29 protein-coding genes and 5 tRNA genes are annotated in these 26,854 nt (G+C 62.5%); 10 read left to right on the forward strand and 24 right to left on the reverse strand.

The annotated features are described in order from the left end of the window. Positions 1-8: 8 nt before the first annotated feature. Positions 9-551: a cytochrome b gene (locus LVE68_RS03460; RefSeq protein ID WP_233005648.1), complete on the forward strand. Its 543-nt coding sequence runs from the start codon at positions 9-11 to the stop codon at positions 549-551. Positions 552-1,502: 951 nt separating this feature from the next. On the opposite strand, the gene LVE68_RS03465 is transcribed toward LVE68_RS03460, so the two are convergent. Together LVE68_RS03465 and LVE68_RS03470 are read right to left on the reverse strand one after the other, a co-directional pair. Beyond that, positions 1,503-1,590 (reverse strand) — tRNA-Ser (locus LVE68_RS03465). Between the two features lie 213 nt (positions 1,591-1,803). Beyond that, positions 1,804-2,367 carry a nitroreductase family protein gene (locus LVE68_RS03470; protein ID WP_233005649.1) on the reverse strand — a complete coding sequence of 188 codons (564 nt, stop codon included), beginning with the start codon at positions 2,365-2,367 and terminating at the stop codon, positions 1,804-1,806. A gap of 262 nt (positions 2,368-2,629) precedes the next feature. Between LVE68_RS03470 and LVE68_RS03475 the strand changes: the two genes are divergently transcribed. Beyond that, positions 2,630-4,036: an adenylate/guanylate cyclase domain-containing protein gene (locus tag LVE68_RS03475; RefSeq protein ID WP_233005650.1), complete on the forward strand. Its 1,407-nt coding sequence runs from the start codon at positions 2,630-2,632 to the stop codon at positions 4,034-4,036. Positions 4,037-4,092: 56 nt separating this feature from the next. Here the strand turns inward: LVE68_RS03475 and LVE68_RS03480 are convergent, their stop codons facing one another. The 12 genes from LVE68_RS03480 to msrB all read right to left on the reverse strand — a co-directional run bounded on the left by LVE68_RS03480 (position 4,093) and on the right by msrB (position 12,413). Beyond that, the gene (locus LVE68_RS03480) at positions 4,093-5,535 is read right to left on the reverse strand and encodes an alpha/beta hydrolase (RefSeq protein WP_233005651.1); all 1,443 of its coding nucleotides are present in this window, start codon (positions 5,533-5,535) and stop codon (positions 4,093-4,095) included. Between the two features lie 54 nt (positions 5,536-5,589). Further along, the gene (locus LVE68_RS03485; RefSeq protein WP_233005652.1) at positions 5,590-6,111 is read right to left on the reverse strand and encodes an HdeD family acid-resistance protein; all 522 of its coding nucleotides are present in this window, start codon (positions 6,109-6,111) and stop codon (positions 5,590-5,592) included. Positions 6,112-6,290: 179 nt separating this feature from the next. After that, complete coding sequence (gene queF, locus LVE68_RS03490; protein ID WP_233005653.1) at positions 6,291-7,127, reverse strand: NADPH-dependent 7-cyano-7-deazaguanine reductase QueF; 837 nt, start codon at positions 7,125-7,127, stop codon at positions 6,291-6,293. A gap of 85 nt (positions 7,128-7,212) precedes the next feature. Continuing rightward, complete coding sequence (locus tag LVE68_RS03495; protein ID WP_233005654.1) at positions 7,213-7,986, reverse strand: ABC transporter permease; 774 nt, start codon at positions 7,984-7,986, stop codon at positions 7,213-7,215. Then, on the reverse strand, positions 7,986-8,918 hold the full coding sequence (locus LVE68_RS03500) for an ABC transporter ATP-binding protein (RefSeq protein WP_233005655.1): 933 nt from the start codon (positions 8,916-8,918) through the stop codon (positions 7,986-7,988). The genes LVE68_RS03495 and LVE68_RS03500 overlap by 1 nt, the downstream gene beginning before the upstream one ends. A gap of 140 nt (positions 8,919-9,058) precedes the next feature. Then, entirely contained in the window at positions 9,059-10,423 is a 1,365-nt protein-coding gene (locus LVE68_RS03505) for a patatin-like phospholipase family protein (protein ID WP_233005656.1), read from the reverse strand. Positions 10,424-10,604: 181 nt separating this feature from the next. Next, positions 10,605-10,680: transfer RNA gene (locus tag LVE68_RS03510), tRNA-Gly, on the reverse strand. A gap of 40 nt (positions 10,681-10,720) precedes the next feature. Beyond that, positions 10,721-10,796 (reverse strand) — tRNA-Glu (locus tag LVE68_RS03515). Between the two features lie 119 nt (positions 10,797-10,915). Continuing rightward, a tRNA-Gly gene (locus tag LVE68_RS03520) sits at positions 10,916-10,991 on the reverse strand. A 2-nt stretch (positions 10,992-10,993) separates the two neighbouring features. Beyond that, a tRNA-Glu gene (locus LVE68_RS03525) sits at positions 10,994-11,069 on the reverse strand. 178 nt (positions 11,070-11,247) lie between these two features. Then, positions 11,248-12,012, reverse strand: a complete 765-nt coding sequence (locus LVE68_RS03530; RefSeq protein WP_233005657.1) for a DUF1499 domain-containing protein — start codon at positions 12,010-12,012, stop codon at positions 11,248-11,250. After that, positions 12,009-12,413, reverse strand: coding sequence for a peptide-methionine (R)-S-oxide reductase MsrB (gene msrB / locus LVE68_RS03535; protein ID WP_233005658.1), 405 nt, complete (start codon positions 12,411-12,413; stop codon positions 12,009-12,011). Before msrB ends, LVE68_RS03530 begins: the two co-directional genes overlap by 4 nt. Before the next feature lie 131 nt (positions 12,414-12,544). Between msrB and LVE68_RS03540 the strand changes: the two genes are divergently transcribed. Both LVE68_RS03540 and LVE68_RS03545 read left to right on the forward strand, forming a co-directional pair. Further along, positions 12,545-13,759, forward strand: a complete 1,215-nt coding sequence (locus LVE68_RS03540) for a pyridoxal phosphate-dependent aminotransferase (protein WP_233005659.1) — start codon at positions 12,545-12,547, stop codon at positions 13,757-13,759. 14 nt (positions 13,760-13,773) lie between these two features. Beyond that, entirely contained in the window at positions 13,774-14,172 is a 399-nt protein-coding gene (locus LVE68_RS03545) for a hypothetical protein (RefSeq protein ID WP_233005660.1), read from the forward strand. A gap of 37 nt (positions 14,173-14,209) precedes the next feature. On the opposite strand, the gene LVE68_RS03550 is transcribed toward LVE68_RS03545, so the two are convergent. The 5 genes from LVE68_RS03550 to LVE68_RS03570 are packed head-to-tail and all read right to left on the reverse strand — an operon-like array spanning position 14,210 to position 18,951. Next, positions 14,210-15,160 (reverse strand): class I SAM-dependent methyltransferase, encoded by a 951-nt coding sequence (locus tag LVE68_RS03550; protein ID WP_233005661.1) that lies wholly within the window; start codon positions 15,158-15,160, stop codon positions 14,210-14,212. Beyond that, positions 15,157-16,296 (reverse strand): ATP-NAD kinase family protein, encoded by a 1,140-nt coding sequence (locus LVE68_RS03555; protein ID WP_233005662.1) that lies wholly within the window; start codon positions 16,294-16,296, stop codon positions 15,157-15,159. Before LVE68_RS03555 ends, LVE68_RS03550 begins: the two co-directional genes overlap by 4 nt. Then, a complete protein-coding gene (locus LVE68_RS03560) occupies positions 16,293-17,435 on the reverse strand; it encodes a 4-phosphoerythronate dehydrogenase (RefSeq protein WP_233005663.1) in 1,143 nt (380 codons plus the stop codon). The genes LVE68_RS03555 and LVE68_RS03560 overlap by 4 nt, the downstream gene beginning before the upstream one ends. After that, the gene (locus LVE68_RS03565; RefSeq protein WP_233005664.1) at positions 17,432-18,373 is read right to left on the reverse strand and encodes a 5'-3' exonuclease; all 942 of its coding nucleotides are present in this window, start codon (positions 18,371-18,373) and stop codon (positions 17,432-17,434) included. Before LVE68_RS03565 ends, LVE68_RS03560 begins: the two co-directional genes overlap by 4 nt. Further along, complete coding sequence (locus LVE68_RS03570) at positions 18,370-18,951, reverse strand: elongation factor P hydroxylase (RefSeq protein WP_233005665.1); 582 nt, start codon at positions 18,949-18,951, stop codon at positions 18,370-18,372. The genes LVE68_RS03565 and LVE68_RS03570 overlap by 4 nt, the downstream gene beginning before the upstream one ends. A 305-nt stretch (positions 18,952-19,256) precedes the next feature. Here LVE68_RS03570 and LVE68_RS03575 point away from each other — a divergent pair, with 305 nt between their 5' ends. Then, the gene (locus LVE68_RS03575) at positions 19,257-19,943 is read left to right on the forward strand and encodes a hypothetical protein (protein WP_233005666.1); all 687 of its coding nucleotides are present in this window, start codon (positions 19,257-19,259) and stop codon (positions 19,941-19,943) included. Positions 19,944-19,975: 32 nt separating this feature from the next. Here LVE68_RS03575 and tusA read toward each other — a convergent pair whose 3' ends face one another. After that, on the reverse strand, positions 19,976-20,209 hold the full coding sequence (gene tusA, locus LVE68_RS03580) for a sulfurtransferase TusA (RefSeq protein ID WP_233005667.1): 234 nt from the start codon (positions 20,207-20,209) through the stop codon (positions 19,976-19,978). A gap of 147 nt (positions 20,210-20,356) precedes the next feature. Here tusA and LVE68_RS03585 point away from each other — a divergent pair, with 147 nt between their 5' ends. Continuing rightward, complete coding sequence (locus LVE68_RS03585; protein WP_233005668.1) at positions 20,357-20,644, forward strand: antibiotic biosynthesis monooxygenase family protein; 288 nt, start codon at positions 20,357-20,359, stop codon at positions 20,642-20,644. A gap of 72 nt (positions 20,645-20,716) precedes the next feature. Here the strand turns inward: LVE68_RS03585 and LVE68_RS03590 are convergent, their stop codons facing one another. The 4 genes from LVE68_RS03590 to LVE68_RS03605 form a co-directional block, all read right to left on the reverse strand. After that, complete coding sequence (locus LVE68_RS03590; protein ID WP_233005669.1) at positions 20,717-21,370, reverse strand: alpha/beta fold hydrolase; 654 nt, start codon at positions 21,368-21,370, stop codon at positions 20,717-20,719. Further along, the gene (locus LVE68_RS03595) at positions 21,363-21,587 is read right to left on the reverse strand and encodes a YheU family protein (protein WP_233005670.1); all 225 of its coding nucleotides are present in this window, start codon (positions 21,585-21,587) and stop codon (positions 21,363-21,365) included. The genes LVE68_RS03590 and LVE68_RS03595 overlap by 8 nt, the downstream gene beginning before the upstream one ends. An 85-nt stretch (positions 21,588-21,672) precedes the next feature. Beyond that, complete coding sequence (locus LVE68_RS03600) at positions 21,673-22,614, reverse strand: class I SAM-dependent methyltransferase (RefSeq protein WP_233005671.1); 942 nt, start codon at positions 22,612-22,614, stop codon at positions 21,673-21,675. A gap of 88 nt (positions 22,615-22,702) precedes the next feature. Next, positions 22,703-23,014 carry an MTH1187 family thiamine-binding protein gene (locus tag LVE68_RS03605; protein ID WP_233005672.1) on the reverse strand — a complete coding sequence of 104 codons (312 nt, stop codon included), beginning with the start codon at positions 23,012-23,014 and terminating at the stop codon, positions 22,703-22,705. Positions 23,015-23,217: 203 nt separating this feature from the next. Between LVE68_RS03605 and LVE68_RS03610 the strand changes: the two genes are divergently transcribed. From LVE68_RS03610 to mnmC, 4 genes are all read left to right on the forward strand, one after another. Further along, on the forward strand, positions 23,218-23,748 hold the full coding sequence (locus LVE68_RS03610; RefSeq protein WP_233005673.1) for a glycine cleavage system protein R: 531 nt from the start codon (positions 23,218-23,220) through the stop codon (positions 23,746-23,748). A gap of 91 nt (positions 23,749-23,839) precedes the next feature. Then, the gene (gene trmL, locus LVE68_RS03615) at positions 23,840-24,304 is read left to right on the forward strand and encodes a tRNA (uridine(34)/cytosine(34)/5-carboxymethylaminomethyluridine(34)-2'-O)-methyltransferase TrmL (protein WP_233005674.1); all 465 of its coding nucleotides are present in this window, start codon (positions 23,840-23,842) and stop codon (positions 24,302-24,304) included. 19 nt (positions 24,305-24,323) lie between these two features. After that, positions 24,324-24,848 carry a flavodoxin FldB gene (gene fldB / locus LVE68_RS03620; protein WP_233005675.1) on the forward strand — a complete coding sequence of 175 codons (525 nt, stop codon included), beginning with the start codon at positions 24,324-24,326 and terminating at the stop codon, positions 24,846-24,848. Further along, complete coding sequence (gene mnmC, locus LVE68_RS03625; RefSeq protein WP_233005676.1) at positions 24,845-26,854, forward strand: bifunctional tRNA (5-methylaminomethyl-2-thiouridine)(34)-methyltransferase MnmD/FAD-dependent 5-carboxymethylaminomethyl-2-thiouridine(34) oxidoreductase MnmC; 2,010 nt, start codon at positions 24,845-24,847, stop codon at positions 26,852-26,854. Before fldB ends, mnmC begins: the two co-directional genes overlap by 4 nt.

Here is a 26,854-nt window from a genome sequence, read left to right on the forward strand (position 1 = left end):
ATAATACTGTGGCAACTTACAGCTTCACCGTGCGCATCATCCACTGGGGGATGGCCGTTCTGCTGCTCTCGCTCTTGTTGGCCGGGCTTACCATGGTCCGCAGCCTCGAGCCCTGGCAACCCGCATTGCTGGGATTGCACAAATCCCTCGGGACCATTGCTTTCATCGCGGTCATCACCAGGCTCTCTGCGCGCCTGGACAGCGCCAGCCCTGGACTGCCACAGGCGATGCACCCGCTGCAGCGTGCAGCAGCCAGGTCCAGCCACTTGCTATTATATGTGCTTATGATCGCCCTGCCATTGTCCGGTTACCTGATGCAAAGCGCCGCGGGCCGCCCTATTCACGTTTTCGACTCGTTGACCATTCCCACCGCCTTTCCGGTAAACCAGGAGCTTTACGGTTTGTTCCGCGAAACCCACTTTGCGCTCGCAGCAAGCCTTGCGGTATTGGTTCTCATACATATCGGGGCCGCGCTTCACCACGGCCTGGTCCGGCGTGATGGGGTATTGCAGAGCATAACCCTGCCGAAGGGCAAACTGGATAAGGCATAAAAAAAGGGACTGGAGCGGGACTGAGACCGGATTAAAGAAGAGCCCTTTTCTCCCCACAGCACGGTTAAACAAAAAAATCCGGCATTTGCCGGGCTTTCATTCTGTGCCTCAAAGAGCGTCAAGCGGGTATCACCCTGACGGGATTAGCTTCGCTTCGCTCGCTGGTCTCCGGCAGCTCCGCTGCCTCCGGCTCGAACGGGGGTTCTCATCCAAATCCCCCTCGCCGCGGTAAACAAAAATCCCGGAGTAGGCGGAAAACCAGATCGGAGTAAAAATACGGGAGGGATGGACTCAAAACACGCTGAGCGTGTTTTGACCCTGCGGGCTCGGCGGGACGCCTCGGTCCCAACTCGCGTACGCGAGCTGGTCGAACCGCGAGGGTTCTCACCCTCCCCGCAACGCGGTTAAACAAAAAAGCCCGGCGATTGCCGGGCTTTCATTCTGTGCCTCAAAGAGCGTCAAGCGGGTATCACCCTGACGGGATTAGCTTCGCTTCGCTCGCTGGTCTCCGGCAGCTCCGCTGCCTCCGGCTCGAACGGGGGTTCTCATCCAAATCCCCCTCGTCGCGGTAAACAAAAATCCCGGAGTAGGCGGAAAACCAGATCGGAGTAAAAATACGGGAGGGATGGACTCAAAACACGCTGAGCGTGTTTTGACCCTGCGGGCTCGGCGGGACGCCTCGGTCCCAACTCGCGTACGCGAGCTGGTCGAACCGCGAGGGTTCTCACCCTCCCCGCAACGCGGTTAAACAAAAAAGCCCGGCGTTTGCCGGGCTTTCATTCTGTGCCTCAAAGAGCGTCAAGCGGGTATCACCCTGACGGGATTAGCTTCGCTTCGCTCGCTGGTCTCCGGCAGCTCCGCTGCCTCCGGCTCGAACGGGGGTTCTCATCCAAATCCCCCTCGTCGCGGTTAAACAAAAAAGCCCGGCGATTGCCGGGCTTTTTTGTTTAATGGCGGTGAGGGAGGGATTCGAACCCTCGATACCTTTCGGTATACACACTTTCCAGGCGTGCTCCTTCAGCCACTCGGACACCTCACCGAAACTGCTTGTTGCGTTTTGGGCGCTGGTTGCTGCCTCTGCACGCCTGCATCAACTTTCCTTGCCCTGGGGCATTTGCTTGGAAAATTGTCTTGCTAATCAGGAACATAGCTCCCGTCCAGCGAGCGCGCACTTTACATAAACGCAGGCCGGGACGCAAGCCTTGGGGGCAAAAAGAGTGAAAATTCAGCTCTCTGGGCCCCGATCATGCACTCAGTTGCCATGCCAATGACCGAAATAGTCCTCTACTGCCAGCTCGGGAGCCTCGCGGGGTGCCTTGGCCGGGGTGCCCAGATAGATGAAGCCCTCGATACGCTCATTGTCGGCCAACCCCAGGCCCCGGGCGACCAGTGGGTCGCTGGCCAGCGGGCCGGTGCGCCAGTAGGCACCGACGCCCTCGGCAAAGGCAGCGGTGAGCATCGCCTGCACGGCGCCGGCGGTGGACTGGCGCTGCTCGATATGGGGCACCTTGGGATGATCCTGCAGGGTGGTGATGGCCACCAGCACCAGCGGCGCCCGCAGGGGCATGGCGAGGGTCTTCTCTCGTTTCGCCTCGGACAGCGGGCCTTCGGCCCGCTCCATCGCCTCCAGGTAAACCTGGCCCAGTTTTTCGCGCGCCGGTCCCTCTACCTGGAGGAATCGCCAGGGACGCAGGCAGCCGTGGTCGGCGGCGCGCAGTGCGGCCCGGAATATCCGCTCGCGCTGCTCCACCGGGGGTGCGGGTTCGCTCAGCTTGCCTACGGATACCCGGTTGTGGAGGGCGTAGAGCGCATCCATGGTTGTCTCCTGCTTCAAGAAAATCTGGGACTTGTTGTACTGGCGGCTATTCTAACGGATTCACCTGACGCACTCATTATTCTAAACTGACATACCTGTCACACCGAATGCGGCAACAAGATTTCACATTATTCACTGTTCCGGAGTACACTGCACTCCTGTCCTTGGGGGACAGGATAAGCGTCATAACAAGCCGGATAATAAGAACAACGCCAGCCACAATGCTGGCTACTTTTCGTTCAAGGGCATATAGAAAACCATAATGTCGATGCTGGACCAGTCAGAGACCACCGCCGGGGCCAGGCGTGACCTGGAGTCCCTGTATCCGGTCTATTTCCGCACCCTGATCTGCTTTGCCGCCGCCGGCACCCTGTTTAATGCTGTCGAGTGGTCGTCGCCGTGGACACCGGACAAGATGCTGGTCACGGGCGTGGCAGTGATATTGCTGCTCTATACCGGCGTCGCCTTCCAGATCAACCGGCGGACGGGTCCGGAAAATGCGGATTTTGTCGGCCGCTGCCTGTCCTTCTGTGACACCACCCTGATCGGCGTTGCCATTGCCCTTGCCGACTTCAGCCTGCTCCCCACCATGCTGTTCGTTACCATGGTGCAGTTCAATGCCCTGACCCAGGGCGGCGGGCGACGCTGGTTCGAGCACAATACCGGCCTGTTGCTGGGTGTCGCGGTGGGCTACATGCTGCACCGCCCGGCACTGGTGATCAACGCTGACCTGAGTATCAGTGTTGCCAGCCTGATCGGCGTCTTTACCTATTTCTGTGCCTATGCGTTTTATACCCATTCCCAGATTGACCACCTGAAGCGCGCCAATCGCTCGCTGACCGCCGACCAGCACCTGGCCAAGATGCGCACCTACAAGCTGTCCAAGTACCTCCCCCAGCGTCTGTGGCGCGCTGTTACCACCGGCAAAGAGGAAGAGCTGGTAACCGAGCGCAAGCTGCTTACCGTATTCTTTTCCGATATCAAGGACTTCAGCCAGCTCACCGAGGAGCTGGAGGCCGATACCCTCACCCAGCTACTCAACAGCTACCTGTCGGAAATGGCGCGGATCGCCGGGCAGTACGGCGGCACCATCGACAAATTTATCGGTGACGCGGTGATGGTGGTGTTCGGTGATGACGAGAGCAAGGGACCCAAGTCCGACGCCCTGCGTTGCGTGGCCATGGCACTGGCGATGCGCAAGCGCGTGCGGGAAATGAAGCAGGAGTGGTACAACAAGGGCATCGCCCGTCCGCTGCAGGTACGCATGGGTATCAACACCGGCTACTGCACCGTGGGTATTTTCGGCACTGCCAACCACCAGTCCTATACAGTGATGGGCACCCATGTAAACCTGGCGGCGCGCCTCGAGGGTGCCGCCCAGCCGGGTGAGATCCTGATCAGCCACGAGACCTGGGCGCTGATCAAGCAATCGGTAATGTGCCGCGACAAGGGCCATGTAACGGTGAAGGGCTTCAGTACCCCGGTGAAGGTTTACCAGGTCACCGACCTGCGCAAGAACCTGGGCGGGCAGCAGAGTTACCTGGAGGACCACGCCCCCGGCTTCTCCATCCATATGGACCTGGACAAGATCCGCAATTACGACAAGGACAAAGTGTTGCAGGCGCTGGAGAAAGCCACCAACACCCTGAAGAACAAGGTCATTATCTAGTCGTGGCGGCCGCCCGCCGCCGAGAGCTCCTCCCCCCCATCACACCCCCGGCAGCATCAATCCAGTTGCATAAACTGCACTGCCCGGTCCTCCAGCCAACTGTAAAAGGGATTCCAGCGCAGGCGCAATTGCGTCGAAGCGCCAATCGCCAGGGCACCGCGCTCCCCCCGCAGAGCCAGGTTGCCCAACTGGATACCCGGCCCCGGGCCGGCCGGGCTGCCGCCATAGATAAAATCGGACGGCGGGAACGGCAGCGCCACGTGGGACAGTGAATATACCCCCGCTGGCCAGCTGAGCCCGAGGGGCCACCGGCGGTCGCGGTTCGCACCCGGTGGCCATTGCCGGGCCACCGCCTCCCGGGTTTCGGGGCCGGCGTTGGTGACCAGGGTCAGCGTATAGCGCCGGCGCGGCACATCCCGCACGGCGGCGATCATGGGCTGGGGATCCCAGGTAAGGAGGTGTTCGATATCCGCCTGCCGGTTAAGGTCAAACAGCACCAGTTCATGCCCACCGGCAGGCAGCAGGTTGAACAGGTTGCTGACAACCGCAGTAGCCTCCACTGTGGCATCCACGACCGACGAGAAAGACAGGACAGGAGGCATTGCCTGCAAGCCGTCCCCGGAGGCAAGTTCGCGCAGCCGGTGCTGAATTTCGACGGTGATCTCATGGGTGACCGTGCCCCCATTGACCGCAAAAGACCCGTACTTGAATGGCTCGTACTCCAGCTGGTGCACGCTGTCCCACTGGAGCTTGTCGATGCCCAGCAGCCATCCCAGGCGTGCCTGCCAGATTGCCAGCGCCGCCATCCGCGATACGCCGATCTCCGGCGAAATCAACACCAGGCTTGCCACCGGCGGCAACCCGCTATCGTCCAGGGCGGCGAGTGCGTAGTGCACGGCGAGGGCCGCACCGTTGGAGTAGCCGACGATATGGATCGGGTGCCCGCCGCCGGCATCGGCCAGGTGGTGCATGGCCAGTTGCACCGCGGCGGCCATATCCCGCCAGTGCACCGAAACCAGGCCCGACGGTGCCGTACCGTGCCCCGGGATACGGAGCCCCAGCACATTCGCCCCCGCAGCGTGAAGGCGCCGGCCCAGGTGTCGCAGGCTGTAGGGGGCATCCGTCAGGCCATGCAGGAGGAGTACCGACGCCCTGGGGTCCTCGGCTTCCAGGAGGTAACTGTGATTCCAGTTTTTCGGCCAACGGCCAGGGTCCGCCATACTGCCGCGGCGGTAGCGATTGATCGTGTTGGGGGAAGCGGGCCGGGTTTTCGCATATACCTCCCGCTCGAGCTGCGCAAACAGGCGCTTCTCCAGTACCAGGTATTCCTCGAAAGTGGCTACCGGGGATGCCCGGGTGAATTCGGCATCCAGTTCAGCGGTATGCCAGACCTGCAGGTCGGGCAGACGCTGGATATAGAGCACCAGCCCCACCACAGCCGCCAGCAGGACGCCACTGGCAGCGCAAACGAGAAACCTCAGAGCCCTGCCCAGTAGCATGACATCATACCGGGTGGGGGCCAGCTGCCGTCAGCATGGATACGCGCGCAACTGCTAGGCACGCACTGCCCTGCCGCCCGCAATCATGATCATCCCGACGAAAAACAGCTTGATCCCGAACAGGATCCCCAGCGCCCAGACACCGGAAAACGGGAACTGGGCCCAGAGCATGATGCCCAGCAATATGGATACTGCCCCGCCGAAAATCAGCCATCCCCGGCTTCCGGCTCCCGCGGCACTGAACCCCGCCGCCAGTTCCGCCACACCGTCGGCCAGGAAATACAGCGCCAGCATGATGGTCAGTGCGCCCGAGAGAATAATGGGATTGGCGAGCAGGATAATGCCGGCCAGGACAGTCAGCACGCCGAGTGCGAAACCGAGCAGTCCCTTGCCTACACTACCGGCGCGAAACGCCCAGAACATGCGGAACAGCCCGCCGACCAAAACCAGCCCCCCGATCAGTAGTGCGATGGAAAACCCGGTAAAACTGGGGGCCAGAATTGCAAGGATTCCCAGGATGACCGTAATCACGCCGAGCAGCGTCATTGATTTCCCGGGGTTCGCAGTGTCGCTCATGGTTACCTCCCGGAGCCAACAGGCTCAATGGATGTACCAGTAGTAAAGACCCTCAGCGGGATACTGCGCACATTCTTTTGTCACTGCCGGCGTATTGTGCGGAAATTCGAGCCGAGGATGGCAGGGAAGCAGGCGGCAGGGGGGGGGGTGAGGCCGGGTCCAGCGACCCGGCCCAGGGCTCACTGGCGGGCAAGGCGTCCCGGCAGCTCCGCACCCGCCCTCTTGGCGCGCAGGGGGTTGATGTCCAGCCCGCCGCGACGGGTATAGCGGGCGCAGACCGTGAGTTCCTTGAATTCAGCCAGCCCCTCCAGGTCGCAGAAGATGCGCTCCACGCAGTGCTCGTGGAAATCCTGGTGCTCCCGGAAGGAAACCACGTAAGCCAGCAGCCCTTCCCGGTCGAGTGCAGGCCCATGGTAGTGGACAAAGACCGTGGCCCAGTCCGGCTGGCCGGTCACCGGGCAGTTGCTGCGCAGCAGGTGACTGTAGAGGGTCTCCTCGACGATCCGGCCCTCGGCATCCCCGTCCAGGCGCAACAGCGCGGCATCCGGCTGGTAGCGGTGGGTTTCGATGTCCAGCTGGTCCACGCAGTGGCCCTTCGGCCGGTGTACGGCAAGCTCCTCGCTCGCCACATCGTACAGGGTCACGCCTACCTGCTCCCCGGCAGCGCGGGACAGGTCCGCGGCCAGGGTGTCCCGCACCTCTTCCCGGGAACCGAACTCGGTCTGGTTGAGGGAGTTCAAATACAGCTTGAAAGACTTGGACTCCACCATCTGCGGGCTGTTGGCCGGGAAATGAAACCTGCCCACCGCCACCTGTGGCACGCCCCTGCGGTTCAGCCATGACAGCTCAAAACCCCACCATTCGTCGTATCCCACGAACGGCAGGTCCCCCTCGGTGATACCCAGGTGGGCCCGGGACACATGGCGGGGAATCGGGTGCAGCAGCTCGGGGTTGTACTGCGATTCGTACTCGGTCTCCTGCCCCAGCGGCAGGTTCTGCCAGTCTTCTCTATCCATTGATTCTCAGAGCCCAGGGTAGTGGCCTGCGGGCAGGCAGCCAATAACGTACCGGGATCGCCCGGCCACCAGGTAATGTTTGTCGTCAGTGACGCAGGCGCTTGCCGTGGGACATCAGGTGCAGTCCCCAGCCAAACAGTAGTGCAATAAATACCAGAACCCCAACAAAAGCCCAGGCCACATTGATATCGGAAACGCCCAGTACGCCGTAGCGGAAGGCGTTCACCATGTAGAGCACGGGGTTGAGCTTCGACAGTCCCTGGAAAAACGGTGACAGCAGGTCGATGGAGTAGAAAACCCCACCGAGGTAAGTCAACGGTGTCAGCACAAACGTGGGGATAATCGAGATATCGTCAAAGCTGTTGGCGAAAATGGCGTTGATGAACCCGGCGAGTGAGAACAGTACTGCGGCCAGGAAGACGATCGCCACTGTCATACCCAAATGCTGCACACCCAGGTCAGTGAAGAACAACGCGATCAATGTCACCACAAAACCAACAATCAGCCCGCGCGATACGCCGCCCAGCACATAGCCGGCCATAATCACCCAGTTGGGGGTCGGCGATACCAGCAGTTCCTCAACGTTGCGCTGGAACTTGGCACTGTAAAAAGACGAGGCCACATTGGAGTAGGAATTGGTGATCACCGCCATCATGATCAGGCCGGGCACCACGAATTCCATATAGGAGAAGCCACCCATCTGGCCGATACGGCTGCCGATCAGGGAGCCGAAGATCACAAAGTACAGCGACATGGTAATCACCGGCGGCACCAGTGTCTGCGGCCAGATCCGGGTGAAGCGGCGCACCTCGCGACGCAGGATGGTGGAGAATGAAGTCCAGATTGCGGTTGAATACATTACCCCTCTCCCTCCTGCTTCGCATCCGCCAGCAGCGATACAAACAGCTCTTCCAGCCGGTTGGCCCGGTTGCGCATACTCACCACAGCGACATCCTGCTCCCCCAACCGGGTAAACAGGTCATTGAGTGACTGCCCCTTCTCAACCGTCACTTCCAGGCTCGTCTCGTCCTGCAGCCGGCCTTCGAAGCCTCCCAGGTCGGGGCACTCAGCGAGCGGCTCCCGCACATCCAGGATAAAGACTTCCCGGTTCAGTGTTTTCAACAGGGAGCGGATGGAAGTGTTCTCGATAATGTCACCCTGGTCGATAATGGCGATATTGCGACACAGGCTCTCCGCCTCCTCCAGGTAGTGGGTCGTGAGGATAATCGTGGTGCCCTCGGCGTTGATCTGCTGCAGGAAGGTCCACATGGAACGGCGCAGCTCGATGTCCACGCCCGCGGTGGGCTCATCCAGGATCAGCAGTCGCGGCTCGTGGATCAGCGCGCGGGCGATCATCAGCCGGCGCTTCATGCCGCCCGACAGCATACGTGCCTGCACACTGCGTTTGTCCCACAGGCCCAGCTGCTTCAGGTACTTCTCGGTGCGCTCTTCTGCCAGTTTTCGTGGCATGCCGTAGAAGCCGCCCTGGGTGCAGACAATGTCATACACTTTCTCGAACTGGCTGAAATTGAATTCCTGCGGCACCACGCCGAGGAGTTGCTTGGCCGCTGCAAAATCCTTGTCGATATCCACCCCGAATATCGACACACTGCCGGCGGTCTTACGCACCAGCGAGCAGATAATACCGATTGTGGTGGACTTGCCCGCGCCATTGGGCCCCAGCAGGGCAAAGAAATCCCCCGGCTGGACATCGAAACTGATGCCCTTCAGGGCCTGGAAGCCGTTGTCGTAGGTCTTTTCGAGGTTGCGAATGGAAAGCGCAGCTGTCATTGAATCCTCCTGCGGATAAGGGCGCATATTCAACGCCCTTAGCTGCCATATTGCAACCGGACAAACTATGGGGGTTTTTCCTACCACGGGGGACCGGGGCAAGCGGCCTGCCCGCCCAGACTGCTGCAGGGCCGGGATCCCTACCTGGCGCCCTGCACCAGCCGCACGAAATCCCGGTAGGCCGGGGAATCGGCCAGGACCTGCTGGCCAGCTGCGATCAGGCGGTCAACTTCTGTATCCGTCAGGCGGAATGTGGTGCCGATATTGTTGAGGTACTGCCGGTCAGCATCGTTACGCACCCGGTCAAAACTCACCTCCACAAAGTGGAAGGTCAGCGGCCGATCCGGTGTCGAGCTCTCATCCACCCACTGCTCAAACATCTTGCGGGTGATCAGTATGGTGTCGTCGCTGAAGCGCTGTATCTGGCTGCCGCTGACACTGCCCGCCACCTCCAGGAAGGGAGGTGAATGCGGCTCCTGCGCCCACTCTCGATGGGGATGCGAATTGGCATTGACCAGTATCACAAGGATATGGCGGGCGTTGAGGTGGGGTAGCAGGCTGGAGTCGATTGCCGGGTCCGCGGTGAGGGTAATGGTGCGGTAATAACTGCGCAGCCCCAGGTTGTCGGAGATCCCCCCATCCACCAGGTGCAGCCACGGCCGCCGCTCCCGATCCAGGTATGCCTTCACACTGCGCGCGGCAATCTTCCTGGAGGTGAGCTGGTCGTCCTCCAGCGCCAGGTCCACCCAGGCGGGCTGCCGGAAACCACAGCTGCCGGCGTGGCTCTGGACTGCCACAGGTGAGAACACCAGTGGCACCGCCGATGACGCGGCCACCGCCCGGGACAGCGGGTAGCTTTCCAGGTCCAGGCAGAAAAGGTCGAACATTTCCTGCACGAATGGCACGCGCTCACCGGTGGCAAGGTCCGTGCTGTTGATCACCACCCTGGGTACACCGGGCCTGACCAGTGCGCCCAGGGGGGCATCGTCAAACAGCAGCTCATCATAGTATTCCGCCGCCAGGTCGATGCGGCCGAAAGTCGGGCTGGCGAGGCGCTGCCAGTTGGAGGGGCTCAGGGCCCGCCGGACCAGCTCCCCCTGCACGTCCCGGCGCAGGAAGCGCTCCTCGTAATCGGCAAAGATGCGTTCGCCGTACAGGCCGTAATAGGCTGCGGTGAAACTGCCGCCGGATACCGAGGAAATCATGTCCACCTCCTGCAGCATCGTGCGCTCCCCGGCAGAGGTTCGCACCGGGGTCCGGTCCAGCTCCCTGAGGACCCCATAGGACAGCGCCGCAGCCCGTGTCCCACCACCGGAGAAGGCCAGCAGCACGGCAATCTCGGTGGACCGGTCACCGGTCATTTTCTCGCGTGCCGCCGCATTCCGCTCCGGCGACCAGCGCGCCAGCGGGACTGCCTGTTCAGGCATATAGGAACAGGCCGTACACGCCAGCAAGAGGCCGGCGACCAGAATACGTACCACTGCGACCGAAACATCCCTGCGCACTGTCACTCCTTCCTCCATGGCCTTGTGAATACCGCCGGGCGGTCGTCTCCGGCTGCAAGTATAGGCATGGCTCCCGCTGGCGCGGTGCTCGTTTCCAGTATCCGGAAAGGGAGTGATGGCGGAATGAAGAAAGGAAGGAGCGGAAAATAAAAAAGCCGCTCAAATGAGCGGCTTTTCTATCTGGAGCGGGAAACCGGGTTCGAACCGGCGACCTCAACCTTGGCAAGGTTGCGCTCTACCAACTGAGCTATTCCCGCGATCCTGTAACGCGGGGCTGCATTTGCAACCCCGCGGTATTGGCATCCCCAAGGGGAGTCGAACCCCTGTTACCGCCGTGAAAGGGCGGTGTCCTAGGCCTCTAGACGATGGGGACAGAAAACTTGCACAGGCTATTACACCATGCGCTACCACACTGCCGTGGCATTACCTCGGGTTGCCCCTTGGTATACTTCGCATCGACAGGGTATTGCACCACATCGCCACGAAAGAAACTGGAGCGGGAAACCGGGTTCGAACCGGCGACCTCAACCTTGGCAAGGTTGCGCTCTACCAACTGAGCTATTCCCGCAATGGCGTCCCCTAGGGGAGTCGAACCCCTGTTACCGCCGTGAAAGGGCGGTGTCCTAGGCCTCTAGACGAAGGGGACCCAAGAACTTTCTTCTTCAGCACTCTTGGCGTCTCAGTGATCCGCTGTGCTTCAGAAGTGGGGCGCATTCTATGGAGCACCCGGGAAGCTGTCAACACCCGATTGAAAAAAATTTCCTGTTTTTTTCTTTTATAGTCAGGCACTTACCCGAATCACAGATCCGCGGCCCCGCGGCGCCCTACCCTTCTTGCTGGCCCTGCTCTGCCGCGAGTTCTTCCAGCTCCACCAGGAACTCCCGGATACGCCGGGCATTGGCCCCCAGGTCACTGACCCCGACACGGGAACTGGAGCGAATATCCACCCGCGAACCATCCTCCGCCGGGGTCACCCGCACCACCACGTCGTCACTGAATCCCAGCAGGGCGGTGCGATCGACCGCTTCCAGGTGACCGGTCTCGTCGTCCCTGGCCACGATGCGCCAGCCCAGGTCCTCCGCCACCTGCGCCGCCATCCCGGTCACTTTTGCGACCGGCAAGTCCAGCTCCAGCGGCCTGATGTCCTCGTAGATATCGGCCTCCCGCTGTTGCTGCGCTACCGCCTCACCATCGTAGGCGGCGCTGTTATCACCTTCCTCACGCAACGACAGGATTGCCTGGTATTCCGGCGGGTTACTGAGGTCGGTGGTGATATCGTGGATCGGGGGCACATCGAAGTTGCCCTTGCCCACTGTCAGCAATGGCACGGCCACCGGCAGCAGGCCAAGCACCACCCCCCAAAGTGCTGCCCGCCTGGCATCGGCGTGGCGCTTCACCAGACCCCAGATAAACACCAGCATACTGACCAGCGCCATTCCCAGGGCCCCCAGGCCGGCATACTTGAATACCTGGAACACCGGCCGGAAATGTACCAGCTCCAGCCGTAGTGCCAGGCCGGCCATAAAGATGATGGCGATCAGGAGTAGCTGGATCCTTACCAGCCAACGACTCCAATGGGTATGTTTCATTCCTTGCCCCCCTTGTCCGGATCCAGTTTCACCGACAACGAATTGACGCAGTAGCGCAACCCGGTTTCCGTGGGCCCATCCGGGAATACATGTCCCAGGTGGGAGTTGCAGCTCGCGCAGAGAATTTCGATACGCTGCATCCCCAGGGAATTGTCCGGACGCTCCTCGACCGCCCCACTGCGAATTGCGGCATCGAAACTCGGCCAGCCGCAACCGGCATCGAACTTGGATTCCGAGTGAAACAGCACTTCGCCGCAACAGCGGCAGCGGTAGGTGCCGTCCTCGAAACAGTCCCAGTATTCACCGGAGAAGGGCCGCTCCGTGCCCGCCTTGCGGCAGACATGGAACTCTTCATCGGTGAGTCGCTCGCGCCAGTAGTTATCGTCTTTCTCTTTTGACATACTCTCCTGTCCCTAATCAGTTACCGCAGTGGGAACCCCGCATACGGGTGATGCCGGCCCGCCCGGCCATCATCATCGCCTGTGAGCAACATCCTACGTTTAGCACCTTGCCAAGGATTACCTGACTCACCATGAAGGACATTCTGAAATCGGAAAAGCTGCACGGCGTCTGTTACGAAATCCGTGGCCCGGTCATGGAGCACGCCTACCGGATGGAAGAGGAAGGCCATCGCATCCTCAAGCTGAATATCGGCAACCCGGCCCCGTTCGGTTTCGACGCGCCCGATGAAATTATCCAGGATGTCATTCACAACCTGTCCCTCGCCCAGGGCTATGTGGAATCCAAGGGGCTGTTTGCCGCCCGCAAGGCCATCATGCAGGAATGCCAGACCCTGGGGATCCCGAATGTCGATATCGATGATATCTACCTGGGCAATGGTGTATCCGAACTGATTTCCATGGCCACCCAGGCTCTGCTCAATGATGGCGATGAACTCCTGCTGCCTATGCCCAACTACCCCCTGTGGATGGCAGCCACCAATCTCACCGGCGCCAACCCGGTCCTGTATCGCTGTGACGAACAGGCGGACTGGTTACCCGACATCGACGACATCAGGGCAAAGATAACACCGCGTACCCGGGGAATTGTAGTCATCAATCCCAACAACCCCACCGGAGCCGTCTACCCGCGCGCATTGCTGGAAGAAATAGTGGAACTGGCGCGCCAGCACGACCTGGTGATCTTCGCCGACGAGATCTATAGCAAGATCCTGTACGACGACACCGAGTTCACCCCCATGGCCAGCCTGGCCGAGGATGTGCTGTGCCTGAGCTTCAATGGCCTGTCCAAGTCCTACCGCCTGGCCGGGTTCCGCTCTGGCTGGATGATTGTCAGCGGTGCCCGCCACCGGGCCGGGGGCTTTATCGAGGGCATGGATATTCTCTCCTCCATGCGGCTGTGCGGCAACGTACCGGCGATGTTCGCCGTGCAGACCGCCCTGGGGGGCTACCAGAGCATCAACGACCTGGTACTGCCCGGCGGCCGCCTGCGCCAGCAGCGTGACCTGGCCTGGAATATGCTGAACGACATCCCCGGGGTCAGCTGCGTAAAGCCGAAGGGAGCCATTTACCTCTTCCCGCGGATACACCTGGACCGCCACCGCATCAAGGATGACGAGCAACTGGTGCTGGAATTCCTGCGCCAGGAGAAAATCCTGCTGGTACAGGGCAGCGCCTTTCACTGGGACGCACCCGACCACCTGCGCATTGTCTTCCTGCCCCGCGTCGACGACCTGTCCGACGCCATTGGCCGGCTGGGCAACTTCCTCGAGCGTTACACGGGATAAACCGAAGCCTGGATATGCTGGACGACCTGCACATACACGATTTTTACCGCGATGCCGGCCGCACCCTGCTGGCCCTGTTCCTGCAGTTTCCCGCACCGTCGACGGTGTATGTGGAGGATATTGCGGGGCCCGATACCCCGGACGAATTCGGCCTGCACTCACCGCGCCACCTGGCCTGCCTGGGTGCCATGACCTGGCTGAAGCAGAGTGGCTATATCCATTTCACCCAGCTGGTGCGCCAGGAGGCAGTGGAGGAGGCGAGTCTCACCCACAGCGCTTTCCTGCTGCTGGTGCGCCGCGACGGCGACGGGATCAGCAACGCACAGCGCCTGGACCAGGTTGTGCGCAGCGGTTCCTCCCCCCAGCTACAGGAGTTGATGGAACACCTGATGCGTGAGATGGCCCTGCTCTGACGCGGGGCCGGCTTCAGGGGAAAGCCAACAGGGAAGGTCAGCGGCGAAAACGCACATGCAGCATTTTCAGTGCCGCATCCGGATCGCGATCAGGGAAGTCGGGATTCTGTGGCAAACGCCGCACGATCTCGTAGCGTGCGTCGGCACGCTCGATCATCTCACGGAACAGCTGCTCGCTGTGCCCGGGCGAATTCATCACCAGCAACAGATCGGCTTCGTCTGCCAGGCATGCGGGCAGCAAGGGCAACAGCTCTGCATAGTGCTCATTGACGTCGAAGCGGCCCTTCTGGCGCGTGGGCGGGTCCACCACCGCCAGCTGGAATGGGCCGCGCCGGTCAAAGCGATCGAACTCCCGCAGCGCATCCATTTTCAGGAACTGGATCCCTTTCTGCGGCAGGTCATTGAAGGCATGGTTCTGCCGGCCCCGCTTGAGGACACCGCCGTTCAGGTCCACATTCACCACTTTCAGTTCACCGCAGGCCCGCGCCACCACCGAGAAAGCACAGGTAAACGCGAACAGGTTGAGCATCTTCAGGTCAGCGCCTGCCGCAAGCTGCTCCCGCACCTGCTGCTCTAACCACTGCCGGCCGGGCTCGATATCGAGGAAAAACCCTACGTTCTGGCGTGCAAAGGTGAGTGGGAAAGCCAGTTCGCCGCGCCGGGCCACAGGCTCGGCCACCGGCAGGCCACAGGGCCACTCTACCGGCGCACCCTGCTGGTAGCGCCGCTGGGCGGCCACACCGCGGTAGCCATGGGGCCCAGCCAGCGCCCATAACGCCTGGCAGAGCGCCTCCTCGCTCTCATGGGGCTCAAAGAAGGTCACCAGCATTGCCGGGTGGAAGCTGTCCACACACACCTGCTCCAGCCCAGGCCAGCGACGGCCGCGCCCGTGGAAAAGCCGGCGACTGTCTCGATTGCCGGCGGCCCTGTCCTGCTCGAGCTTTTCCACCACCTGTTCCAGCAGGGGTCCCCAATCGGCGCTGATCATTCAAATTCTCCATTGCTGAGCGGGTAGAGAATTGCATCCCGGTAACCGGTAATCACCCGGATAAACCCGCTCCACTGCTCATCGAGCCCGGCATCGCCGCTGTCCACCAGCAGTGGCCGCCCGCCCAGCTCGGTTATCTTGGTCTTGGTGGCCACCACAATCAGGTTGTCCCTGCCCACAGCACGCAGTACTGCGGGGGAAAACTGCTGGTTGCCCCGCCCAATCAGGTGCCCCTGGCCGCCGATGGCGGTGAGGATAATTTTTACCGGGCCCTGGTGGCCCTCGATGGCCGCTTCGATTTCCGCCGCACCAATGTCCTCTGCCACCAGCGCACCATCGAGCAACAGGTCCACCCCCAGCAAGGTGCCGTCACAACCCACCTCATCGAGGATTGCCAGGGTGGTGGAGCCGGGCCCGACGATGTAGAGGGTTTCCGGGTCCAGGTCCTCTACCACATCGGCGGCGATATCCGCCACCGCCAGCTCTTCAACCTCGCGGCCGGCGTTCTTGACCGCCTGCAGGAAATGCCCCTCTTCCGGCACCAGCAGTTCACCGTAATGGCGGGTACTCACCCGGCCCTCGCGAAAGGATTTCTCATCGATATCGCGCACTTCGCGCTCGCGCAGGTCCACCAGCTGCCCCGCCATCAGCCGGCGTAACACCTCGGCGCCGGCGCGCGGGGAAATGGCAAAACAGGCCGAGTGCATCTTGACCCCGGCAGGAATGCCCAGCACCGGGAAGTCATCCCCCAGGGCATTGACCATATTGCGCGCCGTGCCGTCACCACCAACAAATACAACCAGGTCGGCGCCGCTGTCGCGGATCACCTGTGCGGCGCGCTCACTGTCTGCGGGGGTGGTTGGCTCGCTTGCGGCTTCCCCCACCACCGTCACGGATAATCCCGCATCACGGGCCACGGTTTCACCCATATCGTTGGCGAAACAGAGAATCTCCAGCCGGTCGCGAAAGTCGGCCAGCCCAACCAGGGCCGTGGCCGCCCGCTTCTGCGCCTGGGGCTCCACCCCGGCTTCCAGCGCCTGCTGCACCGTCTCGGCGCCGTCGCTACCCTTCAGCCCCGCTGGGCCGCCGACCCCCGCCCACGGATTGATTACCAGTCCCAGTTTTTTCAGTTTCACAACAATCCCAGTACTGCCAGTTGGTGCCGTTCCCCTTCCCCGGGTCCGGCGTCATCGATGCGATAGTGCGAGAATTCCAGCCGCTCCGGGTACTCCCGGCGCAGGCGGTCAAAACCGAGACTCATTGGCTCTCCGCCTGCAGCCGCCCGCTCCGCCGCCGCCCGCAGGCGCCGGTCATCGGCGCGGGGGTCATAGACCTGCAGCAACAGTTCCGCCATGGCCCCGAACCCCCGGGCGGCAGGCGTTTCCAGCACCCGGCCGGCTGCCGTGGCCCGGTGATCATCCTCTGGCGCGGTGCCGGCCCCGGCAATGCCCAGGAAACGGTCCAGGGCGGCGCGCACCATGCGCGTGCCCGCCAGCTTGCCGTCCAGGCTGTAACCGGCGATATGCGGTGTGCCGATATCCACTTGCCGGAGCAGTTCCAGGTCGATATCGGGCTCGTTTTCCCAGACGTCCAGCACCGTCATGGGGCCATTGCCAGCGCGCAGGCGCTCGAGCAACGCGCGATTGTCCACCACCGCCCCGCGGCCGGCACTCACCAGTACCGCGTCATCCCGCAACAGCCGCAGCTCCGCTGCACCCAGCAGGTGATGGCTGGGATGCGAACCGCCACGCACCAGCGGCGCGTGCAGGCAGACCACATCCCGCTCCAGGACGGTGTGCAGTGAAGCGGCGTCGGGATTGTCGGGCAGCCAGGGATCGTAGACGGCACAGTCGATTCCGAGCGTGTGGAGGCGGCGCTGTAACAGCCCGCCCACATTGCCGCAGCCAACGATGCCGAAGTCGCGCCGGCGCCAGTCCGCGCCCAGCGCCGCCAGTGCACAGAAGACATACTCCACCACCGAGTTGGCATTGCAGCCCGGCGCCGCGCTCCAGGCGACCCCCTGGCGTTCCAGCCAGTCGGTATCCAGGTGATCGGTGCCAATGGTGCAGCTGCCCACGAAGCGCACCGGCGAGCCGGTGAGCAGTTCGCTGTTCACCCGGGTCACGGAACGCACCAGCAGGATATCCGCATCCACCAGCTGGGCCGGCTGCAGGTTGCGGCCGGCTACCCGGGTGATGGTTCCCAGGTCACCGAAACACTCCTCGACGGCCGGGATATTCTCGTCGGCAACGATACTCAGCGGTCTCTGGCTCACACGGTCTCCCTGTTTTCTGTTAATTCGCCGGGACTGGCGGCAAGTATCCGCCCGATTTTAGCCTTGAGGCCGCCGATACCGAACTCGTCCGCAAGTGCCTGCGCCAATTCGGTGTCGGCGCCGCGCCAGCACAAGTCGCGGGCGCTGCTGGCCAGTGGCACCCCTTCTTCCAGGGCTGCCAGGCGCCGGGCCATGGCAATCTGCCCGGCGTATTCCGCCAGCTTCAGCGCCAGCCCCTTCGCCCCGCGCACGGGCAGGTCCGCCACCCCGGAAGGATTATCCAGTAGCGCGTCGACACTGTCGTAATGGGCCAGGAGCTGTGCGGCGGTCTTGGGCCCGACCCCCGGCACACCGGGGATATCGTCCCCCGGATCCCCCACCAGGGCCAGGAAGTCGGCAATCTGGCCGGGTGCCACACCAAAACGCGCGGTCAGCGCGGCCGCATCCATATGGCGATCGGCGGCGAAATCCCAAAGGGACACTGCACCGCGATCGAGCAGCTGGCCCAGGTCCTTGTCGCGGCTGATGATCACCGGCCTGTGCTCACGACTCAGCCAGGTGAGAGTGGCCAGGATGTCGTCCGCCTCGTAGCGTTCGCTGGCAAAACTGGCAATCCCCAGCGCCTCTGCCATCTCCCGGCACGCCACCAGCTGGAAGGCGAGTGCCTCGTCCGGCAGGGCCCGGCTGCACTTGTAATCCGGGTAGATTTCGTTGCGGAAGCAGCTGCCCAGGGACTCGTCAAAGGCGCAGGCGATGCGCGCGGGCCGCAGCGCCAGCAGGTCGAGTAGAAAGTTGGTAAAACCGTATACCGCCTCGGTGCTGTAGCCGGCGCTGCTGACCCAGTTGGGCGGCAGCGCGAAGTAGTAGCGGAAGATATAAACCGAAGCATCCACCAGCAGGGTGCTGCCCTGGGCGCGGCCGCCGGGAAATTCGCTCACAAAAGATGCTCCAGCTGGTAGAGGTCGACGGCGAATGGGTCCGGTCGCCCGAATTCCACTGCCAGTGCACGGGCGAACCGACCGGCGCGTTCATTGACGCCCCCGCAACAGTAGTCGCGCGCCTGCCGCCAGATGTTTTCCCGGAACTCCCTACTGGGACCCAGTCCGCTTTCCAGGTTGTCGGCACTGATGCGGAACTTCAGGCCGCAGGCGCGGGCGAAGATCCACTCCAGCGCCTGGGGCCGCACCTCCACTTTCTCGAACAGTTGCTGCTGCGCCAGGGTGCGGCCATCCGGGGCATACCAGTAGCCGTAATCCGGCTGCAGGCGGCGCGCGGCGCCAGCGACACACCAGTGAGCCACTTCATGCAGGGCGCTGGCCGGGTAATCACGGGTGAACTCGATCTGGTGGTGACTGCGGCCGCTTCCCGCCGGGCGGTAAAAAGGCTCTTCGCAGCCACCGCAGAGACGGGTGTTGAGTCCGTCCGGGGCCGCGAAGCATTGGTCGAATACAGCGACAATGCGCGCCGCAACCGGGTCGGCCAGGGGATAGGCATTAGCTCGGGACTCAGCGGTCACGGGCGGCTCCACAATACAGGTTTACTGGAAAGCCGCGGACTATAGCAACCGCGCAGCGCAGTTCAAGGGCACGTATTGCCCTCCGGCTGCAGGGATACGCGGCACCCGGGGCATTCAGCCGCCTCCGGAAAGGCAGCGGCGCCGGCCGGGGACCATCACGCTGGTTGTATTTCGTGATACCAGCATATACCTTTAGTAGCAGGGACTCCGGTAATGGCGCCCGCCCGGCCCGGGGTCCTTCATGGGGGGAACAAGCAGTAAAAACGCCCTCCGGCACCACAACCGGCCCTGCAAGGAGGTGCTCCATGACCGACCACAGTGATTCCAACGTGGTTGACCTCTTCACCGGCGAGCCGATCGAAACTTCAGCGAGCAGGCGCTTTATCCGCCTTTCGCCGGAGCTCGATGGCTTGGAAATGCTCTACTCCAACAGCTCCAGCGGCTCTGACCTCTACAGCCTGAAAATCCTGTGCTGGGGCCTCAAGGCGAATGGCGAGATTGTAGGTCTCGTCCCCTGGTTAAACTCCATTGTCCCGTGCCCCGAGATCAAGGACCCTCTGGACGGACGCTTTGAAGGCTATTACGACCCGGGAATCGAGGAGATATTCCACGAGCCCCCCATTCACAAGATCGTCGAGCTGGAGACTGCGGCGGAGTATTTCGAGTACGAGAGCAACAAGGCCGACGAGGTGATGCAGGAAATACCCGATACCATCGGCACCCACGCGGTATTCATGGATGAGCCGCGCGAGAACCTGACCCTTACCGAAGTGGTCAGCTGGCGCCTCCACGCCAGTGGTGAGATCCACGGCATGCTGATCGACCACGACAGCGTGGTGACCACACCGGTACTGCCCGGGGACCTGTGCCTGTACCCGGCACAGGAAGCGACGGATTTCCGTTACTTCTTCCAGCACCACATCGCCAACAAGATCAAGTCCGAGGACCCCGAAGCCCTCGCGGCCATCGCGGCATTGGTCACCAACCCTTAACACGGCAGGCGGGCGGTCCCGGACCGCCCGCCTCAGTCCCCCGCCTTCCTTATCCAGTAATAGAACTCATCGTTCTCTTCCCGGTGCTCCACCAGCTCATACCCCAGGAACTGGCAGAACTTGGGTATATCCCGCTGAGTGGAGGGATCGGTGGCGATAACCTGCAGCACCTCGCCGGGCGCGACCTTGCGTACCGCGGAGTGCAACATCATGACAGGCTCGGGGCACAGCAGGCCGCGGGCATCGAGGGTATGATCTGAATTCATGGTGCTATTGTCGGAAATTTCCGCCGGGTCGTCACCTGCAAATTTGCCCGCTTCCGCGGCCAATATGCCCGGCCGACTGGTCCGTGACCGCGATAGAATCCACACTACCCTGCCCCTGCCGGCTAACCGGGCAACCTGAGAGAGAAGATGATCTACGTATTGATCGAGCGACACATCGCCGAGGATATGCGCAGCACTTATGAAGAGGCGGCGCGCAAACTGCTGACCCACGCATATCGCACCGTGGGCTTTATCGAAGGCCACACCTACCAGTCGAAGGAGGATCCGCTGCGGCGTTTCACCCTGTCCAAGTGGCAGTCAGAGATTCACTGGCAGCACTGGTACACCAGCGAGGACCGCCGCGCGCAGATGTCACTGCTCGGCCCGCTGCTGTCCGAGCCCGAGCGCATCACCATTCTCGAGGGCGCCGAGTAAATCGAGGGGTAAGCCGCGGAGTAAGACACGGCACCGAGCCCGGGGTAACGCACGGGGCAATGCAGCCCCGTATCAATCCCGGGAAACCCAACCCAGGATGAAATCGGCAGCCGCATCCGCCGCCGCCTGCCAGTGTCCCTCCCGGGTAAAACCGCTGGCGCGGCGCGGCCGGAAATCATGGTCACCATCCTCAAGCCAGCCCACCTGGATCTGCCGCGCCAGCCCATACCCTTCCACCTCCTGCCGGCTTCCCAGCGGATCGCGACTCCCCTGCACCACCAGTGCCGGGCAGGCCATCTCCAGCAGGTGCCCGGTGCGCAGCTTTTCCGGCTTGCCGCGGGGGTGGAACGGATAGCCGAAGCACACCAGCCCGGCAATGTTACCCGCCGCGTATGATTCATCGGCAAGCAGGCTCGCGACGCGCCCCCCCATTGACTTGCCGCCGATAAACAGCGGCAGCCGCGGGTCGCGTGCGCTCACTTCCGAGAGCACCTCGCGAAAATCCTCCTGCAACTGCGCGACCGGGTTGGGCGGCCGGCGCGTGCCCCCATGGCGCCGCTGGGCCATATAGGGGAACTCGAAGCGCAGCACTTCAATACCCCGCCCCGCCAGCGCCGCACTGATCGCCACCATGAAATCACTGTCCATGGGCGCGCCGGCACCGTGGGCAAACAGGTAGCGGGCCACTGGTGTGCCGGTCGGGGAGTCAACCAGGTATTCACTCATCGGCCGGCAGGTCCTGTGCCAGTACCAGGTTGACCGACTCATCGCCGGGCTCGAACCAGATCACCACATCGCCCGACACCAGCTGCCGGCGCAGGCTCGCCACCTTGTCTTCGAGGCTCACTTCACGCTCACCATAATCGGTGCCGTCGCGGGTCGCGTATTCCTCGAGCAGGTTCTGCAGGGTGCCGGGATCCAGTTGCTGGTGGGGAATAATCATGGGGAGTGGTAAATACTGCTGGTAAAAACTACTTGAAGAACAATACCGGCACCGGGGATTCCCGGTGCCGGCTGCGGGGCCGGGTTTACTCGGCCGGCTTGCGGAAGCGCAGGGTCATGCGGTCGCTTTCGCCGATCGCCAGGTACTTGTCCCGGTCCTCGTCACCGAGGCGCAGGGACGGTGGCAGGGTCCAGACACCTTTCGGGTGGTCCGCAGTGTCTTTCGGGTTGGCGTTGACTTCACTCGCCTCTTCCAGCACAAAGCCGGCCCCTTCCGCCAGTTCCACGACGTAGTCCTGGGTGACATAGCCGCTTTTCTTCATATCTTCCTTGCTGGTTCCTGGCTTCGCGCGATGCTCCACCACTCCCAGTACGCCGCCGGGCTTCAGCACGGCGAAAAAGTTATTGAAGGCTTGCTGCTCTTTGCCGCCGCCCATCCAGTTATGCACGTTGCGGAAGGTCACCACGGCATCGGCACTGCCCTCGGGCACATTTTCCAGCGAACCATCGGCCGGGTCGAATTCGGCCATCTTGATGGCACCATAGGCGTCGCTGTTGCCCTTCACCTTTTCCTCGAAACCCTTGAGGGATTTCTTGAAGTAGCCGACCTCGCTGTCCGCCGGGAAATGTGCCGCGTAAAGGGTCCCGGAATCTTTCAGGTATGGAGCCAGGATTTCGGTGTACCAGCCGCCGCCCGGGCTGATTTCCACCACGGTCATGGTGGGCTCGATACCCATGAATTTCAGGGTCTCGGCCGGATGGCGGAACTGGTCGCGCTCGGCATTCTTGGGTGTGCGCTGGTCGCCGGCGATCACCGCGTCGAGATTCCCGCCACCCATCGCATCGCTGCCGGAGTCCGCCGGCTGCTCCATCGAACCATTTTCGGTGGCGCTCTCCATGCCACCATTATCGGTGGCCTGCATGCTCTCCATCTCCTGGCCATCCACACTCTCTTTCTCAGTGCAGCCAACGGCGCCCAGTAGCAGCGCAGCACATGCCAACCCGGCTGACAAATCTTTTATCTTCATATAACCCCCTCCTGTGAGTTGTTTTCCAAGAATTCTCCAGGCAACCCCGTTGCCACAAGTACGGTCACGGGATTGATGCAGAATCTAGTTAGTGGCCCGAGCTGTCCAGCCTCGATTCCACACTGTCGAGTTTATCCTGTAAAGACTGTGCACGATCGGTACGGGTTCCCAACTTGAGACTGGTACTGATACGCGGCGCTCCCATCCTGTGGATGCGTTCATGGCAAAGTTTTACCGCCGCCATCACCCGGTCCCAGTCTCCCTCGATATTGGTGCCGTAGGCATGCATGCGATGCTCAAGCCCCGCCTCTTCCAGTACCCGCTGGCACTCCGCAATATACTCACCGACAGACACGCCGACGCCAATGGGTATTACACACAGGTCCGCATGGACTTTCATCTTCCGGTCCTCCTGGTCAATCCCGGTTGCGGTCACGGACCGGCGCGGCGCCTGCCAGGCACGGGCAGTTATCAGGCGCGCCGCCAGTCGCTACAATAGGTTGAGTGTAACCCGGCCGGCTGGCCCATACTAATGGCCGCTGGCATGCCGATGGCCTGACAGATCGGGCGCCAGCTTACGGAATTAACCTGAAGGACCCTGCCATGCAACAGCATCTCGTGATATCCCTCATCAGTGACGACAAGCCCGGTGTCGTGGAGAAACTCTCTGCGGTTATCGCGGATAAGGGCGGTAACTGGGAGGACAGCCGCATGGCGCACTTCGCCGGCAAGTTTGCCGGCATATTGCGGGTCAGCGTGCCCAGCGACTCCTGCCAGCCACTGAAGGATGCCCTGGTAGCGCTGTCCGTCGAGGGCTACAAGCTCCAGATCGAGGAAGCGTCAGCGGTGGCTGCCGGCGACCGGCAGACACTGACCCTCAAGCTGGTGGGCAACGATCGCCCGGGCATCGTGCGGGAGATCTCCCGCGCCCTTGCGGCCCGGCATATCAACATGGAACAGCTCGATACCGGCTATGACAGCACGCCCTGGAGCGGTGAGCCACTGTTTACCGCCGAGTGCGTGATCCAGGTAGCGGGCGATATGGACCTGGACGGCCTGCAGGACGAGCTGGACAGCATAGCGGACGAACTCGGGGTCGAAATCGACTGCGAGGAGATCGCCTCCCCCCAGTAACTGTGAAATAATCCGCGCCTCGAAGGGGCCGGCCCTTCCCGGGGCCGGAGTCCCGTGCCGGTCGCAATGACGCCGCCGACAAGCAGACGCAATGTTCAAGATCGTCCTGTACCAGCCAGAAATAGCCCCCAATACCGGCAACATCATCCGCCTTTGCGCCAATACCGGCGCAGAGCTGCACCTGATCGAGCCGCTGGGCTTTACCATGGACGACAAACGCCTGCGGCGCGCGGGCCTCGACTACGGCGAATACAGCCGCGTCGTCAGACACCGCGACTGGCAGGCTTTTCTGGACACTGAGCGGCCGCCCAGGGTTCTGGCGCTCTCCACCCGGGGCCAGCGCCCCCACACTGAAATCCAGTACCGCGAAGGCGATGCCATCGTGTTCGGCCCGGAGACACGGGGCCTGCCGGCGGATTTTCTCACCGCCGCCGGCCCGGAAAACACTTTGCGAATCCCCATGCGCCCACAAAACCGCAGTATCAACCTGTCGAACGCCGCGGCCATCGTAATTTACGAGGCCTGGCGCCAGCTGGGTTTTACCGGCGCCCAATGACACAGAATTGAATCGGAACATGCTTGCACCTATCGGACTGTTTTACGGCTCCAGCACCTGTTACACCGAAATGGCCGCGGAGAAAATCCGTGACCGCATCGGCGCCGAGTGGATCGACCTCCACAATGTGGCCGAAGACGATATCCGCCTCGCCGAACAGTACGACTTCCTGATCTTCGGCATTCCCACCTGGGATTACGGCGAGCTCCAGGAAGACTGGGAGGCAGCCTGGGAGGACCTGGCCGGGCTGGACCTGCAGGGCAAGACCGTCGCGCTGTTCGGCCTGGGGGACCAGGAGGGCTACCCGCAATGGTTTCAGGATGCCCTGGGCTACCTGCACGCCCAGCTGGTGGCACAGGGCGCGCGGGCAGTGGGCTACTGGCCCGCCGAAGGCTATGAATTCGAGGAGTCCAAGGGACTGACAGCCGATGGGACCCACTTTGTCGGCCTGGCCCTGGACGAGGAAAACGAATTCGACCTGTCGGAAGACCGCATTGCCCGCTGGTGCGAACAGGTCATGCGCGAGTTCGGGCTGCAGCAGTGACGGACCGGCGCGGCAGCGGGCACGCGGAGATCGCCTGGCGCGAAGACGGCCAGCCACTCTCGCGCGCGTTTGACGACGTCTACTTTTCCAGTGCCTCGGGCCTGGAAGAGAGCCGCTATGTATTCCTGCAGCAGAACGGGCTCGGGGAACGCTGGCGGGAAATGCCGCCATCCGCGACCTTCACCATCGGCGAGACCGGCTTCGGTACCGGGCTCAATTTCCTCGCCGCCCGCGCACTGTGGGAAGAAACAGCCCCGGCGGATGCGCACCTGCATTTCATTTCCGTGGAGAAATACCCGCTCCATCCCCGCGACCTGTCCCGGGCCCTGGCGCTATGGCCACAACTGGCGACCTATGCCGACCAGTTGGTGGAGGCCTATCCGCCCCTGCTGGCTACCGGTGTACACCGCCTGCTGTTCGACCGGGTGAGCCTCACCCTGGTAATCGGCGAGGCCAGCGAAGCCTTTCGCACCCTGCGACTGGAGGACCCGGCACGGGACCGGCAGGTAGACGCCTGGTTCCTGGACGGCTTTGCCCCGTCCAAGAATCCCGCCATGTGGAGCGAATCCCTGTTTCGCGAGATCAGCGCCCTCAGCCATCCGGAGGCCACCTTCGCCACCTTTACCTGCGCCGGGCTGGTCAAGCGCGGCCTGAAGGATGTCGGCTTCGGGATCGAGAAGGTACCCGGCTTCGGCCGCAAGCGCGAAATGCTGCGCGGCCGCCTCACCAGTGCTGCAGGGGCCGCACCAGGGTTTTCGGCAACCCCGTGGCATCTGCCACCAGTGGGGAAATCCCCCCGCGATAGGGCCGCTGCCGTGGCAGTGATCGGTGGCGGTATCTCCGGCGCCGCGGTGGCCCGGAACCTGGCGGAACAGGGTCGGCGGGTGCTGGTGTTCGAGCAGGGCGACCACGCCGGGGCGGGTGCGTCCGGCAATGACCAGGGCATCCTGTACGCCAAGCTTTCACCCAAACCGGGACCCAACGGTGACTTCAACCTGCATGCGCTGATGTTCGCACTGCGTTACTACCGGCGTTACTGCCCAGGTGTGTTCCACCCCTGCGGTATGCTGCAACTGGCGCAGACAGAAAAAGAAGCCGCACTGCAGGCGCAGGTGGCAGTCTGGCTGCGCCATCACGATGCGACGGGCCTGGCCCGGCCGGTGGACGACCGCGAGGCCGGTGAACTGGCGGGACTGCCGCTGGACTTCGGCGGGCTGTATTTCCCCGGGGGCGGCTGGCTGGAGCCGCGCCGGGTCTGCGAGACCCTGCTCGCTCACGAAAATATCCAGCTGCAATGCAATACCCGGATCGACACTCTGGAAGGAGACGACCGCGGTGGCTGGACCCTGCGTGCCGGGAAGGACGACCACCATGCCGGTGCCGTCGTAGTCTGCAGCGCAACCGGCCTGGCGGGCTTTGCACAGACCGCTCCCCTGCCCCTGAATCCGATTCGCGGCCAGGTTTCCCGGGCCGCCGAGGGCGAATCTTCGCGCAGGTTGCAGCGGGTGCTTTGCGGAGAGGGTTATGTTGCGCCGGCCGCCGGGGGCTGGCACAGCTTCGGCGCCACCTTCAAACTCCGCGAGACCGCAACGGAGACCCGGCAAAGCGAACACCGGGAAAACCTGGAGACCCTGGCGGGCATGCTGCCGCGGGTGGCCCGGGAATTTGCGCCACAGCACCTGGAGGGACGCGCCGCGGTACGTGCCGCCACGCCGGATTACCTGCCGATGGCGGGCCCGGTGCCGCGCTGGGATGCACTGGGGGAGAGCTATGCTGCCCTGCGTAAAAACCGCAAGCAGCTGATTCCCCACACCACGCCCTATTACCCGGGCCTGTTTGTACTGGGGGGACTGGGCTCCCGTGGCTTTACCTATGCGCCACTGGCAGCGGAGACGGTATCGGCCTGGCTGCTGGGACACCCCCTGCCGGTGACCGCAGGGCTGGCCAGGGCCCTGCATCCGGCGCGGTTTGCGATTCGCGCCCTGGGCAGGAACCGCGACGGCTGA

This window comes from Microbulbifer sp. YPW16, assembly GCF_021290385.1.
GTDB lineage: Bacteria > Pseudomonadota > Gammaproteobacteria > Pseudomonadales > Cellvibrionaceae > Microbulbifer > Microbulbifer zhoushanensis.

What these genes read in the sequence shown, in the direction of transcription:
- LVE68_RS03470 (WP_233005649.1), bottom strand. Translation starts at nt 2,367, where the DNA reads ATGGATGCGCTCTACGCCCTCCACAACCGGGTATCCGTAGGCAAGCTG.
- LVE68_RS03475 (WP_233005650.1), top strand. Translation starts at nt 2,630, where the DNA reads ATGTCGATGCTGGACCAGTCAGAGACCACCGCCGGGGCCAGGCGTGAC.
- LVE68_RS03480 (WP_233005651.1), bottom strand. Translation starts at nt 5,535, where the DNA reads ATGCTACTGGGCAGGGCTCTGAGGTTTCTCGTTTGCGCTGCCAGTGGC.
- LVE68_RS03485 (WP_233005652.1), bottom strand. Translation starts at nt 6,111, where the DNA reads ATGAGCGACACTGCGAACCCCGGGAAATCAATGACGCTGCTCGGCGTG.
- queF (WP_233005653.1), bottom strand. Translation starts at nt 7,127, where the DNA reads ATGGATAGAGAAGACTGGCAGAACCTGCCGCTGGGGCAGGAGACCGAG.
- LVE68_RS03495 (WP_233005654.1), bottom strand. Translation starts at nt 7,986, where the DNA reads ATGTATTCAACCGCAATCTGGACTTCATTCTCCACCATCCTGCGTCGC.
- LVE68_RS03500 (WP_233005655.1), bottom strand. Translation starts at nt 8,918, where the DNA reads ATGACAGCTGCGCTTTCCATTCGCAACCTCGAAAAGACCTACGACAAC.
- LVE68_RS03530 (WP_233005657.1), bottom strand. Translation starts at nt 12,012, where the DNA reads ATGAAACATACCCATTGGAGTCGTTGGCTGGTAAGGATCCAGCTACTC.
- msrB (WP_233005658.1), bottom strand. Translation starts at nt 12,413, where the DNA reads ATGTCAAAAGAGAAAGACGATAACTACTGGCGCGAGCGACTCACCGAT.
- LVE68_RS03540 (WP_233005659.1), top strand. Translation starts at nt 12,545, where the DNA reads ATGAAGGACATTCTGAAATCGGAAAAGCTGCACGGCGTCTGTTACGAA.
- LVE68_RS03545 (WP_233005660.1), top strand. Translation starts at nt 13,774, where the DNA reads ATGCTGGACGACCTGCACATACACGATTTTTACCGCGATGCCGGCCGC.
- LVE68_RS03550 (WP_233005661.1), bottom strand. Translation starts at nt 15,160, where the DNA reads ATGATCAGCGCCGATTGGGGACCCCTGCTGGAACAGGTGGTGGAAAAG.
- LVE68_RS03575 (WP_233005666.1), top strand. Translation starts at nt 19,257, where the DNA reads ATGACCGACCACAGTGATTCCAACGTGGTTGACCTCTTCACCGGCGAG.
- tusA (WP_233005667.1), bottom strand. Translation starts at nt 20,209, where the DNA reads ATGAATTCAGATCATACCCTCGATGCCCGCGGCCTGCTGTGCCCCGAG.
- LVE68_RS03585 (WP_233005668.1), top strand. Translation starts at nt 20,357, where the DNA reads ATGATCTACGTATTGATCGAGCGACACATCGCCGAGGATATGCGCAGC.
- LVE68_RS03590 (WP_233005669.1), bottom strand. Translation starts at nt 21,370, where the DNA reads ATGAGTGAATACCTGGTTGACTCCCCGACCGGCACACCAGTGGCCCGC.
- LVE68_RS03595 (WP_233005670.1), bottom strand. Translation starts at nt 21,587, where the DNA reads ATGATTATTCCCCACCAGCAACTGGATCCCGGCACCCTGCAGAACCTG.
- LVE68_RS03600 (WP_233005671.1), bottom strand. Translation starts at nt 22,614, where the DNA reads ATGAAGATAAAAGATTTGTCAGCCGGGTTGGCATGTGCTGCGCTGCTA.
- LVE68_RS03605 (WP_233005672.1), bottom strand. Translation starts at nt 23,014, where the DNA reads ATGAAAGTCCATGCGGACCTGTGTGTAATACCCATTGGCGTCGGCGTG.
- LVE68_RS03610 (WP_233005673.1), top strand. Translation starts at nt 23,218, where the DNA reads ATGCAACAGCATCTCGTGATATCCCTCATCAGTGACGACAAGCCCGGT.
- trmL (WP_233005674.1), top strand. Translation starts at nt 23,840, where the DNA reads ATGTTCAAGATCGTCCTGTACCAGCCAGAAATAGCCCCCAATACCGGC.
- fldB (WP_233005675.1), top strand. Translation starts at nt 24,324, where the DNA reads ATGCTTGCACCTATCGGACTGTTTTACGGCTCCAGCACCTGTTACACC.